This is a genomic window from Novosphingobium sp. 18050, from assembly GCF_902706195.1.
In the GTDB taxonomy this organism is placed as follows: domain Bacteria; phylum Pseudomonadota; class Alphaproteobacteria; order Sphingomonadales; family Sphingomonadaceae; genus Novosphingobium.
On sequence record NZ_CACSJO010000014.1, the window covers coordinates 59919 to 79928 of the forward strand.

At 63.9% G+C, this 20010-nt stretch carries 14 protein-coding genes; 6 read left to right on the plus strand and 8 right to left on the minus strand.

The features are described 5' to 3' along the window. Positions 1-136: 136 nt before the first annotated feature. The gene (locus tag GVL61_RS14650) at positions 137-1069 is read right to left on the minus strand and encodes an alpha/beta fold hydrolase (RefSeq protein ID WP_159981372.1); all 933 of its coding nucleotides are present in this window, start codon (positions 1067-1069) and stop codon (positions 137-139) included. Positions 1070-1327: 258 nt separating this feature from the next. Continuing rightward, on the minus strand, positions 1328-1999 hold the full coding sequence (locus GVL61_RS14655; protein WP_200844779.1) for a 5'-methylthioadenosine/S-adenosylhomocysteine nucleosidase: 672 nt from the start codon (positions 1997-1999) through the stop codon (positions 1328-1330). A gap of 170 nt (positions 2000-2169) precedes the next feature. Here GVL61_RS14655 and GVL61_RS14660 point away from each other — a divergent pair, with 170 nt between their 5' ends. After that, positions 2170-2547: a hypothetical protein gene (locus tag GVL61_RS14660; RefSeq protein ID WP_235037707.1), complete on the plus strand. Its 378-nt coding sequence runs from the start codon at positions 2170-2172 to the stop codon at positions 2545-2547. A gap of 196 nt (positions 2548-2743) precedes the next feature. Then, positions 2744-4759, plus strand: a complete 2016-nt coding sequence (locus tag GVL61_RS14665; RefSeq protein WP_235037708.1) for a S9 family peptidase — start codon at positions 2744-2746, stop codon at positions 4757-4759. Between the two features lie 7 nt (positions 4760-4766). On the opposite strand, the gene GVL61_RS25270 is transcribed toward GVL61_RS14665, so the two are convergent. From GVL61_RS25270 to GVL61_RS14680, 4 genes are all read right to left on the minus strand, one after another. Next, positions 4767-4898 (minus strand): helix-turn-helix domain-containing protein, encoded by a 132-nt coding sequence (locus GVL61_RS25270; protein ID WP_255456544.1) that lies wholly within the window; start codon positions 4896-4898, stop codon positions 4767-4769. Between the two features lie 142 nt (positions 4899-5040). Further along, complete coding sequence (locus tag GVL61_RS25010) at positions 5041-5136, minus strand: sigma-54 factor interaction domain-containing protein (RefSeq protein WP_235037709.1); 96 nt, start codon at positions 5134-5136, stop codon at positions 5041-5043. A 100-nt stretch (positions 5137-5236) separates the two neighbouring features. After that, positions 5237-6517 (minus strand): DEAD/DEAH box helicase, encoded by a 1281-nt coding sequence (locus tag GVL61_RS14675; protein WP_159981380.1) that lies wholly within the window; start codon positions 6515-6517, stop codon positions 5237-5239. 194 nt (positions 6518-6711) lie between these two features. Then, positions 6712-7359: an alpha/beta hydrolase gene (locus GVL61_RS14680; RefSeq protein ID WP_159981382.1), complete on the minus strand. Its 648-nt coding sequence runs from the start codon at positions 7357-7359 to the stop codon at positions 6712-6714. Between the two features lie 491 nt (positions 7360-7850). Between GVL61_RS14680 and rpoD the strand changes: the two genes are divergently transcribed. Next, a complete protein-coding gene (rpoD, locus tag GVL61_RS14685; RefSeq protein WP_159981384.1) occupies positions 7851-9881 on the plus strand; it encodes an RNA polymerase sigma factor RpoD in 2031 nt (676 codons plus the stop codon). A gap of 256 nt (positions 9882-10137) precedes the next feature. Here the strand turns inward: rpoD and GVL61_RS14690 are convergent, their stop codons facing one another. Then, the gene (locus GVL61_RS14690; protein WP_200844780.1) at positions 10138-10710 is read right to left on the minus strand and encodes an Lrp/AsnC family transcriptional regulator; all 573 of its coding nucleotides are present in this window, start codon (positions 10708-10710) and stop codon (positions 10138-10140) included. 49 nt (positions 10711-10759) lie between these two features. After that, on the minus strand, positions 10760-13222 hold the full coding sequence (locus tag GVL61_RS14695; protein ID WP_159981386.1) for a zinc-dependent metalloprotease: 2463 nt from the start codon (positions 13220-13222) through the stop codon (positions 10760-10762). Between the two features lie 664 nt (positions 13223-13886). Here GVL61_RS14695 and GVL61_RS14700 point away from each other — a divergent pair. From GVL61_RS14700 to GVL61_RS14710, 3 genes are read left to right on the plus strand one after another with little or no spacing between them, the layout of a single operon-like run. Then, positions 13887-16724, plus strand: a complete 2838-nt coding sequence (locus tag GVL61_RS14700; protein WP_235037710.1) for a TonB-dependent siderophore receptor — start codon at positions 13887-13889, stop codon at positions 16722-16724. 16 nt (positions 16725-16740) lie between these two features. Next, a complete protein-coding gene (locus GVL61_RS14705) occupies positions 16741-18360 on the plus strand; it encodes an amidohydrolase (protein ID WP_159981388.1) in 1620 nt (539 codons plus the stop codon). 8 nt (positions 18361-18368) lie between these two features. Continuing rightward, on the plus strand, positions 18369-19967 hold the full coding sequence (locus tag GVL61_RS14710) for a peptidase dimerization domain-containing protein (RefSeq protein ID WP_159981390.1): 1599 nt from the start codon (positions 18369-18371) through the stop codon (positions 19965-19967). The last annotated feature ends 43 nt before the right edge of the window (positions 19968-20010 follow it).

Here is a 20010-nt window from a genome sequence, read left to right on the forward strand (position 1 = left end):
CCCGCGCCTGACGCTACCTTCGGCCACTAAACGATCTCGGTCGGCCGAGGGAGGATTGCCCGGTCCTGCCCCCCGGCGCTGACAGCAGTGGCGGCGGCCGCGGGTGCGACGAGTGCCGAACGGATGAAGGCGTCGTTCACCGGGGCGCGTCCAAGAACCGGCGAACGGCCGCAATGGTGGGTTTGGGCTGTTCCTCCATAAGCCAGTGTCCGGCGTCCGGGATCGTCACTTCGGTAACGTCTGTGGCGGCGAAGCGCATGACTGTGGCCATCATCGGACCGAACGACTTCTCTCCGCCGATTGCCAGGATGGGCATCGTCAGCTTGCCTGCCGCGACGAAGGCACGGTCGTCTATGGCGTCCTGATCGAAAGCGGCGAACTGCGCGAAGCCGGCATGCATCGCGCCTGGCTGCGCGTAGAGCGCGGCATAGTGCACGCGCGAGGCTTCGCTGAAGCGCTCGGGCCGGGCGGAGAACTCGTTCCAGAAGCGGTCGAGGTAAATGCGCTCGCGCCCGGCGACAAGTCGTTCCATGTCCGGTCCGCCAAAGCGGAAGTGCCACAGCAGCGGGTTCTTGAGGATTTCGTCCCAGGGGCCTACGCCCGGCAGCGGGGCGTCCATCAGCACGAAGCGCGTGACCCGGGCACGGTTCTGCGCCGCAAAGGCGTATCCGACCATGTTGCCGATGTCGTGGGTCACGAGATCGGTCTTCGCGACTTTCAGCGCATCGAGCAGGCCGGCGATGTCCTGCCCCTGCGTTTTCTTGTCGTAGCCGCCCGGGGGCTTGGCGGAAAGGCCCATGCCGCGCAGGTCGGGCACGATGACGAGGTGATCGCGGGCGAGGTCTGCCGCCAGCGGCGCCCACATGTCCCCGGTCTCGCCATAGCCGTGGAGCAGGACGATGGCGGGGCCCCTGCCGCCGATGCGCGTATGAAGGACAGTGCCGTTGGTGGGCACCTCTTCAACGCGGAAAGCGGCGGGGAAGGGCTCTACCTGCGCGGCGGCAGGAGAGGTCATGGTCGTGGCGGCGGCGGACAAGGCGAGTGCCGCTGCGAGAATCCGGGTGAACATCTGTTGCCTCCTTCATTCCGCGTGGCGCGGGCTGTCGAGGACATGATGATTTCAGGTCATCGTGCGCACTAGCCGGCAAATTCCGGAACGGGCTTTCGGGAACGCCGAACGATGATGAAGTTGGAAGGGGTGGGCGCGGAAGCGGAAGGCGCGGAACTTTACATTGCCTGTTCGCCCAACTGCAGTGCCTCGGCTAAGGCCGGGGGCCGCAAATGACTTTCAGCCCGCATGTGGCGGGCCAGCCTTCTCCGGGCCTCGTCAATCGGCGGGAATGACCTGCGGTTGGGCCATTCCCTGCGTGGTCAAGACATCGAACAATTGGTCCACGGCCAGCGAGAGCCGTTCGTCCAGCAGGGCGAGCAGTTCCGTCCAGCCGGATAGTCCGTCCAGTTCGCCGGGACCGTCGGAAATCCCGCGCAGGCCGATCATGGGCACTGCAAATCGCTGGCATGCGCGCAGCACGGCGTAAGTTTCCATTTCAACCACGTCAGCGTCGATATCCGCGTAGCCGTCGCCGCCGACGATATCCCCGCCGGTCGACAGCGATGCGCGGGGCAGGTCGGGCAGGAACGTCGGCAATGGCATGATGGCAGGATGGTCGGCGAAGGGCGTAACACCCTTGGCGAAGCCGAGGCGCGAAGCGTCCATGTCGCGCCACGACACGCTTTCCACCTGATATACGCCGCCGAGCTGGCACCGCCGCGATCCTGCCGAGCCGAGCGAAACCACCAGATCGGGCAGTTCTTCCGCAGCAAGCAGTTCCTGAAGGCAGGTGGCGGTGCCGACCGCCGCCTCGACGGGGCCGACACCCGTTATCAACGGTATCATGCGCGCCTGAAGGTGCGGGCCATACTCATGATCGGTCGCCATGACGAACAGCACTCGCATGCCTGCTATCGAGGTTGGCTTCACAACTTGCTGCGGCATCATTCTGGTCCTTGCGGGCTTTGAGCATGTGAAGGACGGCGCGTCCGGCAGGCGCTTTCGCAAACGTGGCCGTTTCAGGCAACTCGGAACGGCGTTGTACGGGCCTTCAATGACGGCTTGATTTCCCGTCCGTCCAGGTGGCAGGTTGGGGGATGCATGCACACTCAAGGGCGATGATCGCCGCCGCCGCCTTTGCCATTCTCACCAGCAAGAAAGTCGCAGGTATCTACGACCATTCCGCAAAGCGAAATCTGCAGATTGCCGCGGAATTCCGAGACGGGCGGCTGCAAGGCTTCGACGGCGATCGGGCAGTGAAGTTCGGCGGGACGCTACCGGAGCTTTTCGACGCCGGCGACGGGACTTTTGTGTCCATCGAGATCGCGGGCACACAGGTGAAGGGATATGACAGAGGTTCGTCGACCTTCTTTACGGCTGAGGTCAACGACGATCTCGTGCAGGTCTATGAGCATGGGCAAGGCGCGTGGTTCGCCTACGATGTGCAGGATCCCCAATCGGTGAGCGACTATCATCGGACCGACAGGCCTGCCTAGGGCAAAACGCGTAAGGCTTGCGTCTGATTGAAAGATGAAATTCAGAACGCGGTCCTTACGCGTCTCAATTGAGAATCGTTGTCTCGTGGATGTGCAATAAAGGTGCTGGATTTTATATGTTTGCCGATGCAGGCTGCCAGTAAGGCCTGACGAAGGGGATATTGAATTGCGGCGAAAACTGGCACTTTTTCTCGCGTTGAGTGCAGCGTTTCAGGTTGGCGCAGTCCACGCCGCTGAAGGTGAAGCACCTGCCGGACCCAGCCGCACCTTTACCGGCGAAGACCTTTTTCGGTTGAGCGGCGTTACCGATCCCCAGATCAGCCCGGATGGCTCGAAGGTCGCGTATGTGCGGATGACCGCGGACGTCATGTCGGACAAGGAGGTGCCTTCGATCTGGCTGGTCGACGTCGCCACCAGGCAGCAGACACCGCTGGTCGCCGGGAAGGGTGCGCATCGTTCGCCGCAGTGGTCGCCGGATGGCAAGCGTCTTGCCTATGTATCTTCGGACGGAGCGGAAGCGCCGCAACTCTACGTCATCTGGCTCGACAGCGGGCGCAGCGTGAAGGTGACGGGCTTGCCCGATAGCCCCGGCAGTATTGTCTGGTCGCCGGACGGCAGGTCGATCGCCTATACCATGCGCGTACCGGGCGATCCTATGAAACTCGGCAAGGCGCCCGAGAAACCCGAAGGCGCAACATGGGCCGACGGGCTGGAGGTGATCGACCGGGTCGTCTACCGCGCCGATGGCGGGGGCTATGCGCAGCCGGGCCATGACCATGTGTTCGTAGTATCCACCGAAGGCGGCGCGGCCCGGCAGGTTACTTTCGGCAATTGGGACGATACCGGTCCGCTGTCGTGGAGTCCTGACGGTCGCGTGATCGTGTTGTCCGCCAATCGCCGTCCCGACTGGGAGCGAGATTCAAATAACACCGAGGTCTACGCGGTCGATGTCGCCGGTAGCACGGTGACGCCGTTGACCACGCGTAATGGTCCCGATGGCGGGGCGGTGTTCTCGCCCGATGGCAGGCACATTGCCTATCTTGGCTATGACGACGTCAATCGCAGCTACGAAAACAACGAGCTGTATCTGATGAACGCCGATGGCAGCGGCGCGCATTCGCTGACGGCGGGGCTCGATCAGTCGATCGAGGCGGTTTACTGGGCAGGCAATTCGCAGCTCTACGTGGCGTATGACGATCATGGAAAGAAGCGGGTTGCCCGGGTCGGCCTCGATGGAACGGTACGCACCGTTGCAGATGGGCTGACGGGCGGCACGCATTACGACCGGCCCTATACCGGCGGCGAGTTCACTGTCTCGAAGGGCGGCAGGGTCGCTTACACTTCCGGCAGCACCGATGCTCCGGCAGACCTGTGGGTCGATGGAAAGCGGCTTACCGACCTCAACGCCAACTGGCTGTCTGCCAAGTCGCTGGCGCCAGTCCGCAAGTTGCCGGTAGCCGCGCCGGATGGCCGGTCGATCGATGCCTGGCTGGTCACGCCGCCAGGGCTGAAACCGGGTCAGCGTGCGCCGCTGATTCTGGAGATTCATGGGGGGCCCAATTCTGCCTATGGCCCTGCTTTCTCCACGGACGTGCAGCTCTATGCCGCAGGAGGCTACGCGGTACTCTATACCAATCCTCGCGGCAGCACCTCTTACGGAGAGGAATTCGCCAACCTGATCGACCGAGCCTACCCAGGCACCGACTATGATGATCTGATGGCCTCGGTCGACGCCGCGATTGCGGACGGCGTGGCCGATCCGAACAATCTGTTCGTCACCGGAGGTTCGGGCGGAGGCGCGCTCACCGCTTGGATCGTCGGCAAGACCGACCGTTTCAAGGGCGCAGCGACGCAGAAGCCGGTGGTCAACTGGATCAGCGAGGCGCTGACCATGGACATGACGACTTTCACTTCGCGTTACTGGTTCGACAAGAAGCCGTGGGAGGATCCCATGTCCTATTGGCAGCGTTCACCGCTGAGCCTGGTCGGCAACGTCAAGACGCCGACGCTCGTGATAGTCGGCGGGGAGGATTACCGCACGCCTGTCAGCGAGGCCGAGCAGTACTATGCCGCACTGCAAATTCGCGGGGTGCCCACCGCGCTGGTCAAGGTTCCGGGTGCGAGCCACGGCGGCTTGACCGCGCGGCCTTCCCAGTCCGCAGCAAAGGCCGCCGCGATCCTTGCGTGGTTCGACAAATATCGGGTGAAGTAGGCGGTTCCTACCGCAGGCCCATCCTGTCCATCTTGAGCAAGCCCGCCTGGGAGAGGCCGATTTCGCGCGCGGTACGCGTGGGGTTGTGGCCGGTGCGGTCGAGGGCTTCGGTGATACGGCGGCGTTCAAGAATGGCCACTTCATCCCGCCGTGTCAGTCCGGGTAGGAGCGGCGTAGCGGCATCCGGCACCGGCGCGGCATCCTCTCCCATCGCGAAGGCGAGGTCGGCGATGCCATCACCAAGCTACCGCCTCCCTTGGGCGCAAGGGCTGCCACGACGATCAGCCGGTCGGCGCGGCGCACCTCGCGCGCGCCGACCGGCTGATAGCTGCCATCGGCAAAAAACGCAGTAACTTGACCTGCATGCTCGCCGGCATCTCGCCGATCTCTTCGAGGTACAGGGTTTCGTGCGTGGCGGTTTCGACATTTATATCAGCGGTATATGCCGATTGCCCGCGCCCCTAGCCCAACTTTCTATCAGCCGGCCATTGCCGCCTTTCGTGCAGCGAGCTTCTCTTCCTCGGTCCAGATTTTGCGCTCGCGCACTTTCTGAACTTTGACTTGTTTGACCGGCCCGCCGCCCAGCACCGGCGCGCGCATGGTCGAGTGTCGTGCCACTTCACAATGCCAGGGGTGATCGTCCTGAACGGTCAGGGTGCGGCCGATCTCCCGCTCCACATCGTGCAGCCAGGCCCGCTGCTCGGCATCGCAGAGCGTGACGGCGAAGCCGCTGCGCCCGGCCCTGCCGGTGCGGCCGATCCGGTGGACGTAGCTCTCCGGCAGGCTCGGGAGGTCGTGGTTGAAGACGTGCGTCACCGTGTCGACATCGATGCCGCGCGCGGCGATATCCGTGGCTACCAGAACCTGCACGGTCCCGGCGCGGAAGGCGTCCAGTGCGCGCTCGCGCTGGCCCTGCGACTTGTTGCCGTGCAGGGCCTCGGCGGTGATCCCGGCCTCGCTGATGAAGGTGCAGACTTCGTTGGCGATGTTCTTCTGCAGCGTGAAGACGACCGCCTGGCCGATCTCCGGCGTCTGCAGCAGCGCCAGCAGGGCCGCCTTCTTGTTGGCCGCATCGAGGAACATCACGGACTGGTCGATCCGGTCGACGGTGGTCGACGGCGGGGCGATTTCGACATGTGCCGGATCGCGCAGGAGGCTCTCGGCCAGCGCGGTGATGGATTTGGGCATCGTTGCCGAAAACAGCAGTGTGTGCCGGTCCTTTGGCAGGGCCTCGACAATGCGCTCGATCGGCTTGGCGAAGCCCATGTCGAGCATCTGGTCGGCCTCATCGAGCACCAGCGCCTCAAGCTCGGACAGGTTGCAGAGGCCCTGTTCGATCAAATCCAGCAAGCGACCCGGCGTCGCTACGATGATGTCCACGCCGAGGTTGAGCGCATTGACCTGGTGGAACTGGCTGACGCCGCCGAAGATCGTCGTGACGCTGGGCTGCAGATGGCGGCCGAAAGTCTCGAAGCCGACGGCGATCTGGGAAACCAGTTCGCGCGTGGGTGCGAGGACGAGGACGCGCGCGCCGCCCTTTGGCGCTGGGCGGGGATTCGCAGCAAGGCGGTGGAGCAGCGGCAGCGCGAAGGCGGCGGTTTTGCCGGTGCCGGTCTGCGCCATGCCAAGCATGTCACGGCCCTGGAGCAGCATCGGGATCGACTGGGCCTGGATGGGCGTAGGGCTTGCATAGCCCGCCTCGGCCAGTGCCTGCAGCAGGAGCGGCGCCAGCGAGAGATCGGCGAAAGTCATGTTCATCGTCAAGCGGCGCCTCCAGCGCTGAGCAAGGCTGCGCCGGATCGGGCTTAGCGTATTGAGCGCGGGCTGTTAGGTGCGATGCTGCACTGCGTCAACGCGGAAAACCGGAGTGACACCGGTTTAATGCCCCTTTTGCGATCTCACCCCGTTTTAAGGCGAAATGAGGGCGTGCAGCCGTCTGCCGGGCTCGGCGATCAGCCGAGAACACGCCGTGCGAAGGCCGTTGCGGCGGCGAGACCGTCTGGGCCGACGCTATGGCCGATACCCGGCGACACGTGCGTCTCTACAGCCACACCGGCTTCGGCGAGTGAAGTCGATGCCAGATCCATCGAGCGGAACGGTACGATGTCGTCCTCTGTGCCGTGGATGAGCAGGACCGGCGGGCGACTCCGGATGTCCGACTGCAGCTGTTCCGGCGCGACGAGCATCCCCGAGATGCCGACGATGCCTGCCATGGCGTCGGGCCGCCGAAGCCCTGCATGCAGCGCCATCATCGTTCCCTGGCTGAACCCGATGAGGAGCAGGCGGTCGCTGGACAGGCCGGCCTTGTCCAGCTCCTCCGTGATGAAGGCATCAAGGCCAGGCGTGGCCGCCGCCGCTCCGGCTGCCCGCTCGGCCATGGAAAAGGTCTCGATCGGCCACCATTGATGGGCGGCGGCCATATGGGGGATTTGCGAAGGGGCGTTGGGTGCAACGAAAGCGGCGCCGGGAAGCGAGGGGCGGATCATGTCCGCCAGCGCGATTAGGTCATCGCCATTGGAGCCATAGCCATGGATCAACACGACCAGTGCATCGGCCTTGGAACCGGACAGGGGAGCGAGGCGCGGGCCATCAAGCGGCATGGGTATCCTTTCAGCAGCGCGAACGGTTGGCGCGAGCACGTTAACGTGTGATGCTGGCTACCCGTCGGCCGGCTGTTGAGCCAGACTTTTTACCCAATGGGGCAGTGCAGACGAAACAGGGGGGGCGGCATGCGTTGATGGCCCGGCGCATAATTCTGGTTTCGGCTTGGGTATACCCATACTCACCCGAATCCATACCACCGTGCGTCAGGAAATTAAGCAGTGTCTATTTTCCTGTTCTTCCTTGAGGATACCCGAAGGGCATGCCAGCGTGAGCTTTCGCGCTCCTGCCTTTTCAGATTCGACTTCACGATTCCTGCGTTCGGCATGCTTTTCAACGGCATCATCAATACCTAAATGGCTTCCAATCAGGATCTGAAGAGAGATAGCTGGAATTTACAAGCTAGGTCAGGCAAGGGCGCCGTCAGATTCAATTTTTGTCCTGGCGAAGCGACCGTCATGGGCTGCGCACATGAGACAATGGCATACCTATGAGCAAAAACGACGACGCTGCGGATTTCGACGCACCGCTTATTGACGGGAACAGGGGGTCGGTTGCGCAGTTTATCGCCCGCGCCAAGCGCCGCGGCACGATAACCGTAAGCGAATTGAACGCTGCCTTGCCTCAGGATCAGATGACCACTGATCAGATCGAGGACATCATGGCCGCGATCTCGGAGATGGGCGTCAAGATCGTCGAGAACGACGATGAGGGCGACGAAGGCGATTCCCAGACCGATTCGCAGAACGAGGACGATCGCGAATCGGAGGACGACGCTGGCGAAGACAGCGAAATCTCCCAGCGCCGCGTGCCCGATAGCAAAAAGGCAGAAAGCCTCGGTCGTACCGACGACCCTGTGCGTATGTACCTGCGCGAAATGGGCGCAGTGGAAATGCTCAGCCGCGCAGGCGAAGCGGCGATCGCCAAGCGGATCGAAGCGGGCCGGGACATGATGATCCAGGGCCTGTGCGAGAGCCCGCTCACCTTCCACGCCATCATCCAGTGGTCCGAGGCGCTCAACGCCGGTGACATGCAGCTGCGCGAGATTCTCGATCTCGACGCGATGCTGACCAAGGAACCCGCGCCCGAAAGCCTGAACGAGGACGGCGAAGGCGACGACGACGGCGAGATCAGCGAAAAGACCGCCGGCCCTTCCTTCAAGGAAGATGACGACGTCGAGGAGGAATCCACCGACCAGGTCGACGAGGACGGCAACCCGATCCCCAAGCGCGAAGTCGAAGACGAGGAGGAGGGCAACACCATCAGCCTCGCGCAGATGGAAGCGGCCCTCAAGCCCGAAGCGCTTGAGAAGTTCCTGCTCATCACCGAGCTGTTCCAGACCTTTGAACGTCTCCAGTCCGAGCGCCTCGACGCGCTGGCATTGGGTATCGACTTCCCGGGCGCCAAGGAAGAGCATTACCAGCAGCTGCGTGAGGAACTCACGGGGCAGGTCGAGTCGGTGAAGTTCCACGCGGCGAAAATCGAACAGCTCGTCGACAATCTCTACGCCTTCAACCGCCGCCTCACCACGCTGGGCGGCCAGATGCTCCGACTGGTAGAGCGTCACAAGGTGAAGCGCGCAGACTTCCTCGAGACCTATGTCGGCCGCGAACTGGACGACACCTGGCTCGATGAAGTGGCGAAGAAGGACAAGAAGTGGGCGGCCTTCGCGGCTGCGGAAGCCGACCCGGCCGAACGTATCCGCCTCGAAGTCTCGGACATCGCCGCTGCCACCGGCATGGCGTTGCCCGAGTTCCGCCGCATCGTGAACATGGTCCAGAAGGCGGAGCGCGAGGCGCGCATCGCCAAGAAGGAAATGGTCGAGGCGAACCTGCGCCTCGTGATCTCGATCGCCAAGAAGTACATGAACCGTGGCCTGCAGTTCCTGGACCTCATCCAGGAAGGCAACATCGGCCTGATGAAGGCCGTCGACAAGTTCGAGTACCGCCGCGGTTACAAGTTCTCGACTTATGCCACCTGGTGGATCAGGCAGGCGATCACTCGCTCGATCGCGGATCAGGCGCGCACGATCCGTATCCCGGTCCACATGATCGAAACGATCAACAAGCTGGTGCGGACCAATCGCAGGTTCCTCCACGATCATGGCCGCGAGCCTACGCCTGAGGAGATGGCGGAGCGTCTGTCGATGCCGCTGGAGAAGGTGAAGCGAGTCCTGAAAATCGCCAAGGAGCCGATCTCCCTCGAAACGCCGGTCGGCGATGAGGAAGACAGCCATCTCGGTGACTTCATTCAGGATTCGAATGCGGTTATCCCGGTGGATGCCGCAATCGAGGCCAACCTCAAGGAAATGATCACCCGGACCCTTGCCTCGCTTACCCCGCGCGAAGAGCGCGTGCTGCGCATGCGCTTCGGCATCGGCATGAACACCGATCACACCCTCGAGGAAGTCGGCCAGCAGTTCTCGGTGACCCGCGAACGTATTCGCCAGATCGAAGCGAAGGCGCTGAGGAAGCTCAAGCACCCCAGCCGGTCGCGCACCATGCGCACCTTCCTGGATTAAATATCCGGCCAGCGCCGACAAAACCCCTCAGCCTTGGGCGAAGGGCTGGGCGGTTTTGTCGTAGCGTGTTTTCTTCCGGGCCGAACTTGCGATTGCGATCCGCAACCGCGAACTTACCGCCCCGATCTGCCAACAATGCACCTCGCGACATCGACGCGCACCGGGCGCAGGCCGGTTATCTGCGCGAACAGGGCGAGGTTCGAGTCGGGGAGGGGGCGGCCTCGACCGGAAAACCATGCTCCCGACTTACTTGGGGCTATGTGGATTTTTGCAGAATGACCGGCGCGATTTGGCGGCTTGCTACCTCGCGAAGCACGAAGCTGCTACGTATGCGCCGGACATGCGGCAGTACCGAAAGTTCTTTACGATAGATCATATCGTAATCTTCCAGTGACTGGACGTTGAGGATCATCAGGAAGTCGGTGTCGCCGGTGACGAAGGCGCAGAACTGCATCGACGGGCTTTCCAGCACTGCCGTCTCGAAGTCCTGCAATACCGCTTCCGTCTGCGAGACCAGCTCGATCGAAACCATCACCAGCGTCCCGTAGCCCAGTGAGCGCACGTTGAGGTTCGCGGAGTAATGCGTGATATACCCCGCTTCCTCAAGGATCTTGCGGCGGCGGGCGACCGCCGTGCTCGACAGGTGGACCTTTTCCCCCAACCAGACATCCGAAGCGCGTCCGTCCGAGACGAGAGCGCGCATCAGCCTGAGGTCGGTGTCGTCGAGCTCGTGCTGGGCAGGGCGGCCCCGCACCGCGTCGAGCCAGTGCAGTTTGCTGGACTGCATATCCATTTTGTTGAGCGCCCCTTTTTTCGATTTCGAAACCATAGTGCCGGATATCCGTTAGATTTCAAACAAAAGGGTTCGAAAGTGGCCGCTAATCGGACAGAATGTTGTCGAACCAGCCCGTATCTCCGCCAATGGGCATACCGGCGGGGATTGGTGGCCGTGGGCGGCTTTGTTTGCTGATCTCGGCATCAAGGCGCCCCGGATCGCCCAGCAGGCCCGCCATCGAAACCTGCCACAGAGCGTCTTCAGATGCGCCGCTGGCCTTACCGAACCCGCGCGCCGTGCCCTTGAGGAAGCCGTCGAGGAGGGCGGCGACGTCGGCCGGTGTGTCCGGATCGCGGCGAGCCGAGGCGATCGCGAGGAGCGTCGTTTGTGCGATCCGGCGCGAGATCGCGTCGTCATGGAGCGCGATCACCGGCGCCAACTTGCCGAGCAGCGTTCCGACGCCCGGTTGACCGGCGTCGTAGCCGTGCTGGATATGCAGCCGCGTGAGGCGTGAGGGAGCGAGCAGGCTGTCGAGCGTGACCTGCGCCGCCACTTGCGCCGCGACGAGTGGATCGAACACCGCGGAGCCGGCACCTCGCAGCATTTCGGGGGCGGCCTCCACATCGGTGCGCGCGCTGGTGCCGCTCGACAAGGTCATTGACAGCGCCGCTGGCACGGTCAGTTCGCGCGGTGACAGGGTGCCAATGAGCGCGTCCATCGCTTCCAGCTGTTCGCGGGCGAGAACAGGGGTGGGTGTATCGCGCCCGTCGCCGGCTACTGCGTATTCGTACCGCACGCCGCCGACCAGCTTGCCGGTGGCATCGATCGAGTAGCGGTGGAACAGCCAGATCGGCACGAACTTGCGGCGCAGGTTGGAGAGCGGTTCGCCCGCCAGCAGCGTGCCCGGGCCGAAGCTGGCGAGGGCGATGCGGCGAACGTCCATCGTATGGGCGAGGTCTGCGGGGGTGTCCGCGCCTTCGGTCCACATGTTGACCCCGGGGACCGCCAGGTCCGCAGCGCGGCCGTCGACGTCGGTGCCGTAGATCAGCCCGGCCTTGCGGATCGCATCGGCCTTCGCCGCTGCGTCCGCGTCGCCGTCCACGCCCGGCGCGGGCTGGCCGTAGAGCCAGTCGACCGTAAACTTGTCCCACTTGCCGATGCCGCTGGCATAAGCGTTGCCAAGGTCCAACCTGCCGTCGACGATGCCCACCTTCGGGCCCGGATAGTCCATCACCGAGGCGCGGTCCTGCAGGCTGGCCTTGAAGTTGTGCACGAAGCCGATGGCGTGGCCTACCTCGTGCGCGCCGAGCTGGCTGATGCGGGCGAGGGCGGCGCGGACCGGGTCGTTCGGGCCGCCGGTATTGTTCTGCGCGGTGCCGACGAGGCCCTCGAACACGGTGATGTCCTGCCGAACGCGCAGCGCGCCCAGCACGACCACGCCCTTGATGATTTCGCCGGTTCGCGGGTCGATCACGCCGCCGCCGTAGGACCAGCTGCGGTTCTGCCGGTCGGTCCAGTTGACGACGTTGTAGCGCACGTCCTGCGGGTCGACGCCGGGCGGCAGAATCTCCACCTTGAAAGCATCGATGAAGCCCGCCGCGTCGAATGCGTCGGCCCACCAGCGCACGCCGTCGGCCAGCGCGGTGCGGATCGGGTCGGGCGCGGCGCTGTCGATGTAGAAGACGATCGGCTTCCTGACCGGGGAGCGGGCGGCGGCGGGATCGGTCTTTTCCAGCCGGAAACGGTTGGCGTATTCGACCAGCATCGGCGTGCCGAGCGGGGTGCCGAAGTCATAGGCCTGCGTCGCGTGGCTGCCCGAGCGGATATCGAACTTGCGGGGGAGGAATCCGGGTTCGGGCAAGGCGACCAGTGAAGAATGTACGGTCACGCTCACCGCGCGGCCGTCCGGGGCGAGGATATCGAGTTCGCTGCCGGCGCTGTCCGCGGTGAAGGTCTGCACCGCCTCCAGTTCGACGTTCTTTGGGAAGACCTTCACCGACGCAGGATCGAGCGCGCTCAGCTTGTCGGACAGCTTGTAGCCTTTGGCGCTTTCGCCGATGGCGCCGGCAAGGTCCATTGCGTCGGTCATCAGAAGCGGGGTCAGGTCGACGGTGACGGGGCCGCCGGCACCCGGTTCACCCACCACGTTGAGCATTGCCACGGTGCTGAAAGGGAAGCTGGCACGTGCGCCCTTGGCGACTCCCGTATCGCCGGTGGCGCGGTAGCGCGGGTTTTCGAAAACAGCCGCTACCTTGCCGCCCATGCGGCGGAATGCGAGCATCCGGGTCTCCCCCTGCATGCCCCGGTCGATCCGGATTGCCGCCGATCCGAGGCCGGTCTTGATGGACTGCGTAAAGAGATAGCGCCCGGATACCCCTTCCGCATCGGCGGCGGGTAGCGTGAACAGAACTTTGCCCTGCGCTGCGTCGACCTGGACCGGCAGAAGTGCTCCGTCCGGCGAGGCAGTGACCGTTACCGGCGCGGCCCATGCGGACACCGGGCCGATACAGGCGGCCAAGGCGCAGCCGGCGGCAAGGAAAGGCTTCATGCGGGCGACGATCGACATCGTGATATTTCCCCTTTGGAGCGGATGGCGAGAACGTAGACCCCTTCATCTCGCCAATGCAGCAAAGCCTAGCCGAAACCCGGCGCAGCTTCCCCGAACTTATTGGGCCGGAAACGCACCGCGTTGATGGATTCCTGCGCGAATAAACAAATAGGCGCGTAATTCATGCGCTGGGCAAGGATGTGTTGCACAAGTCGAATGCTTTGAGGGCGATGCTGCGCTGCATTTCGCGAATCACGGCGCGCTCCGTTTCGGGAAAGTGCGTGTCAGGCGAAGGCCATGTCCTTTTCCTGCGCTGATGCCGGGTATGACGATGAAATCCATCACTCAGGTGTGAAATTTCCCCGAACTTTGTTGGGATCATTTGCACCCTTCCGGATAGTATCGACGGCATCAGGCAGCAGTCCGGATCGGGGCAGAACCGAAATCCAAGCGGACACTGCCCGATGATGGGCTTTCGCAAACTATGCGGCGGCGGGGAATACCGGTTTTTCAAAAGCGCTTTGCAAGCGGCACTGCGAGGGCGGTGCGTACATTCGTGTACCCGGAGAACCGCGTCTTTGCCGGTCCATTCGGGATGAGGGCGCCTGTGGCGAAGGGGATTCAGTCACAGGGAGTTTTCGCGATGCGCAATGCAGTCCAGACCTCGAAGGATCGAGGCAGAATGGAAACGTTTTCGGCGCGATCGATCCGTGCGCTGCTGCTGGCAGGCGCCGCCGCGCCGCTGCTGATCGCGGCTCCGGCCATGGCCCAAGGCGCACCGGCAGGCGAGGAGCCGGTCAACGACATCGTCGTCACCGGCTCGCGCATCGTGGGCGACGGGTACAGCGCCCCCACGCCGGTTGCCGTTCTGGGCGAGGCGGACATCGCCGCGCAGGCACCGGCGAACATCTCCGACTTCGTGAACCAGCTTCCCGCCATCGCCGGCAGCGGCACTTCGGGCAGTGCTTCAGGCGGCCTTTCGAACGCGGGCGCGGGCATCAACTCGATCGGCCTGCGCGGCCTCGGTGTTGGCCGCACGCTGGTGCTGGTCGACGGCCAGCGCTCGGTTGCCTCGACGGTGGGCGGCACGGTGGACATCAATACCATCCCGCAGGATCTGGTGAAGCGCGTCGAGGTCATCACCGGCGGCGCTTCGGCGGCTTACGGTTCGGACGCGGTGGGAGGCGTCGTCAACTTCATCCTCGATACCGGCTACAAGGGCGTCAAGCTGGGCGCAGACACCGGCATCTCGACCTATGGCGACGCCTTCAACTACCGCTTCACCGGGACGGCGGGCTTCTCGCTGCTGGACGACCGGCTGCACCTGCTCACCAACGTTTCCTACTTCAAGCAGAAGCGCGAGGAAGGCATCGACCGCGACTGGAACGATAGCGGTTACTTCCAGATCAACAACCCGGCCTACACCGCCACCAACGGCGCGCCGCAGCGCCTCGTCGGCAGCGGCATTGGCCCGGCGGGCTATACGGCCGGCGGCCTCATCTCCAGCGGCCCGCTGCGCGGCACCTACTTCCTTGGCGACGGGCAGACCGCGCAGCTCAATTATGGCACCGTTTCCAGCCCGTGGATGATCGGCGGCGACTGGCAGACCACGCTGGACGGGCACGTCGGCACCAACACCATGGTCCCGCTGGACGAGCGGCTCAGCGCCTTCCAGCGCATCGGCTTCGACCTGACGCCCGATATCGAGATCTTCGGCCAGTTCTCCTACAACCGCTCGGTCAGCGCCAGTTCGTACCAGCAGACGCCCAGCACGGGCGTCTCCATCGCGGCCGACAACGCCTATCTGCTCAGCCAGTACCCGAGCGTTGCGGCGGCGATGTCGGCGCAGGGGCTATCCTCGATCACGGTGGGCACCTCGAACGGGGGCTTCCCGATCCCGGGCAGCAACATCAAGCGCGAGGTTTACCGCGGCGTGATCGGCGCCAAGGGCAACCTGAACCTGTTCGACAAGCCGATGGCCTGGGACGTCTACTACCAGAAGGGCGTCACCAAGGCGCGCGAGGAGCTGACCAACACCTGGCAGAATTCGCGCATGGCGCTGGCGCAGGACGCGGTGTTCGATGGCTCCGGCAACATCGTGTGCCGTTCGACGCTGAGCGCGCCTGGCAACGGCTGCGTGCCGATCGACCGGCTCGGCACCAGCGGGCCGTCGCAGGAGGCGCTCGATTACATTTACAACGACGGATATCAGCCGCTGCGCCGCCAGACCATCAAGCAGGACGTTGCGGCGGCGACGATCTCCGGCAGGGCCTTTGCGCTTCCCGCCGGCGACTTGGCCTTCGCCACCGGCGTCGAATGGCGGCGTGAGCAGATCAACGGCGAGGTGGACCCGGTCCACAACTCCGGCTGGCTCTATGGCAACTTCCGCGTCAATCAGGGCAAATACGACGTGTACGAAGGCTTCCTTGAAGTCGACGTGCCGATCTTCGACGGCATGAACGTCAACGCCGCCGCGCGCGGTACGCACTATTCGACTTCCGGCTGGGTTGGCACCTGGAAGGTAGGCGCGAATTGGCAGGCTATCGATTCCCTGCGCCTGCGCGGTAACCTGAGCCACGATATCCGCGCGCCCAACCTGGAAGAACTGTTCGCGGCAGGCACCGCGCGCACCAACTCGGTCATCATCCCGGCGGGCGCCAGTGCGCCGCAGACCGGATCGTTGCAGTTCGTGCAGAACGCCTTCGGCAACCGCGCGCTCAAGCCCGAAGTCGCCGATAGCTGGACGCTGGGCGCGGTGTTCGAACCCACGTTCCTGCCGGGCTTCTCGCTCTCGTTCGATTATTACCAGATCAAGATCAAGGACGCGATCGGATCGATCACCGCGCAGCAGACGGTGGACCTGTGCTACGAACAGGGCGTCTCTTCCTACTGCCCGAACATCAAGTTCGTGGGCGGGCAGCTCAGCACGATCGACCTTACCCCGATCAACTTCGCCCGCCAGAACACCAAGGGCTTCGATATCGAGGCCAGCTACACCCGGCAGGTCGGCCCCGGCACCCTTCGCCTGCACGCGCAGACCACGCACTATATCGAAAACGTCGTCGATGACGGCATTAGCTTCCCGATCGATTACGCCGGCACCTTGACCAACACCACTTATGCCTCGCCCGACTGGGTGTACCGCCTGAGCGCGTTCTACGATCTCGATCCGGTGACCTTCAACCTGGTGGCGCGCGGCTTTACCAGCGGCGTCTATGGCAACGACTGGATCGAATGCACCAGCAACTGCCCGACCAGCACCGCGCAGTACCGCACCATCAACGACAATTCGATCAAGGGCGCGACGTATTTCGATGCCTCGATCGACTTCAAGTTCCCCGCCATGAACGACGGCGTCGGGCACCTGACCTTCATCGTCAACAACATGCTGAACAAGGACCCGGTGCTGGTCGGCAACGGTCCCGACGGCAACAACGTGCCCGCCTACGCCCAGACCAACCGTGGCCGCTACGACGTGATCGGCCGCACCTTCCGCGTCGCCGCCAAGGTCGAGTTCTAAGAGAGGATATCTTAACATGAAAACCTTCAAGCGCGCCGCCCTTGCCGCCGCTCTCACCACGGCCGCGCCGATCGGCGCCTTGCTGGCCACCCCGGCCCATGCCGAGGCCCCGCAGGCGCTTAAGGCCGAGGTCGCCACCGAAGTCGAAGCGCAGCGCAAGCAGATCCAGGTCATGGTCGACCAGATATTCAGCTACGCCGAACCCGGCTTCCAGGAGATCAGGACCAGCGAATACCTCACCGGCATTCTCGAAAAGAACGGCTTCAACGTGGAGCGCGGCGTCGCGGGCATTCCCACCGCGTTCACCGCCACCTGGGGCAAGGGCGGCCCGAAGATCGCGCTGGGCAGCGATATCGACGACGTTCTCGGTGTCTCGCAAACGCCGGGCCTGCCTTACCTCAAGCCCATCGTCGAGGGCGCGCCGGGGCACGGCGAAGGCCATAACTCGGGCATGCCGCTGATGGTCGCGGCAGCGATCGCGGTGAAGAAGGTGATGACGAAGCACGGACTTGAAGGCCGCCTGATGGTCTGGCCCGGCGTGGCCGAGGAACTGCTGGCGACGAAGGCGTATTATGTGCGCTCGGGCATGTTCAAGGATGTCGACGCCTCGATCTTCACCCACGTCAGTTCCGATTTCTCGACCGGCTACGGCGAGATGGGCGGCAATGGCATGGTCTCGGTGGAATATACCTTCCACGGCAAGACCGCGCACTCGGCCGGCATGCCGTGGGAGGGCCGCAGTGCGCTCGACGCGGCGGAGATCATGGACGTGGCATGGAATTTCCGGCGCGAACACCTGCCGCTGACGCAGCGTTCGCACATGATCATCACCAATGGCGGCGGGCAGCCCAACGTCGTGCCCGACAAGGCCAGCATCTGGTATTTCTTCCGCGAACGCACCTTCACCGACATCCGCAAGCTCTATGAAACCGGCAACGACATCGCCAAGGCCGCAGCGCTCGCCACCGGCACGACGATGAGCCAGCAGACCCTTGGCTACGCCGCGCCCAACTTCGGCAACAAGCCGCTTGCCGAGGCCGCCTATGCCAACATCAAGGCGGTGGGCATGCCCAAGTGGAGCGCCGACGATCAAGCGTTCGCCAAGGCCGCGCAGACCTTCAACGATCGCAAGGTGGAGCCGCTCAAGGACGAAGTGACTGAACTTTCGACACCGGAAAACCGCAAGCCCTCGACCGGCGGCGGCTCGGACGACATCGGCGACATCATGTGGGCGGTGCCGACGATCACCATCCGCTTTCCCTCGAATATCCCAAACATGATCGGCCACAACTCGACCTCGGCCTTCGCGATGGCCACGCCGATCGCGCACAAGGGCGTGGAGGCCGGGGCCAAGGCGGTGGCGATGACCGTGCTCGATATCCTGACGACGCCCAAACTCGTCAGCGATGCCAAGGCCTACTTCACCGATGTGCAGCTGAAGACCGACACGTACGCCCCGGTGCTGACCGAAAAGGACGTGCCGGCGATCTGGCTCAACGAGCGCAACATGCAGCTCTACCGGCCGCTGATGGAGAAATATTACTACAACCCGGCGAAGTACCCCAGCTACCTCGACCAGCTTGGCGTGAAGTATCCCACGCTCACCAAGCCGGCCGAAACGGGGGCGGCGCAGTGAAGCGGGCGATGAACAGGCGCAGCCTGATCGCGGCTGCGCTCGCGGCGACGGCGATGGTTCCGAACATGGCTCAGGCAGCCGCAGACCCGGCGATCAAGCAGGAAGCCGCCGCCGCCGTGGAGGCGCAGCGCAAGCAGATCCAAGTCATGGTGGACGAGATATACTCGTTCGCTGAACCGGGTTTTCAGGAAGTCAGGACCAGCGAATATCTGGCCGGGATACTCGAAAAGAACGGCTTCAAGGTGGTGCGCGGTGTTGCCGGCGTGCCCACTGCCTTCACGGCGACATGGGGCACGGGCGGCCCGAAGATCGCGCTCGGCAGCGATATCGACGGCTTGCTGGGCGTTTCGCAGGTGCCCGGCGTGGCGGATGTGAAGCCGCTTACCGAAGGCGCGCCGGGGCACGGCGAGGGGCATAATTCCGGCATGCCGCTGATGGTCGCGGCGGCGCTTGCCGCCAAGCAGGTGATGACGAAGCACGGCATTCAGGGCCGCCTGATGCTGTGGCCCGGCGTCGCCGAGGAACTGCTCGCCACCAAAGCCTATTATGTGCGCGCCGGCATGTTCAAGGACGTCGACGCCTCGATCTTCGCCCACGTCAACACCGGCTTCGGCACCGGCTGGGGCGACCTTGGCCTGACCGGCATGATATCGGTCGAGTACGAGTACAAGGGCAAGACCGCGCACTCCGCCGGCATGCCGTGGGAGGGCCGCAGTGCCCTCGACGGGGTGGAGCTGATGGACGTGATGTGGAACTTCCGCCGCGAACACCTGCCGCTGACCCAGCGCTCGCACGATGTCATCACAAACGGCGGCGGCCAGCCCAACGTCGTCCCCGACAAGGCGAGCAGCTGGTACTATTTCCGCGAGAAGGACTTCTCCTCGCTGCGCGGTCTCTACGATACCGGCAATCAGGTGGCGGAGGCGGCGGCGCTGGCTTCGGGCACCACGGTAAGCCGCAAGGTGCTGGGCTTTGCTGCACCCAATTACGGCAACAAGCCGCTCGCCGAGGCGCTATATGCCAATATCGAGACGGTAGGCGTGCCGCAGTGGTCCGCCGCCGACCAGGCGTTCGCCAAGGCGGTGCAGACGAAAAACCACCTCAAGGTTGCGCCGCTACCGGACAAGGTCGCGCCGCTATCCACGCCCGACACGCGCGGAGATGCCAGCTTCGGCGGCTCGGACGACATCGGCGATGTGATGTGGACGGTCCCCACCGTCACCATCGGCTACCCGGCGAACGTGCCCAACGTGATCTTCCACCACGCCACCGCCGCGATGGCGATGGCCACTCCGATCGCCCACAAGGGCACCGTAGTGGGCGCCAAGGCGGTGGCGATGACCATCCTCGATCTGGTGACCACGCCGCAGCTTATCACCGAGGCGAGGACCTGGATGCGTGAGGTCCAGCTCAAGGACCAGAAGTACGATCCCCTGATTGCCGCCACTGACATGCCCGCGATCGACCGCAATGCCCGCACCATGGAGCAGATGCGCCCCTCGATGCAGCCCCAGTACTACGATGCCAAGAAGTACGACACGTACCTGCAGCAGCTTGGCATAGACTACGAGGCTTCGGGTCGCGAAACCTCGGGCGCCGGGAGCTAGCCTCCGAAACAAAGGCGCCGACCGGCCGGGGTGCGAACACCCT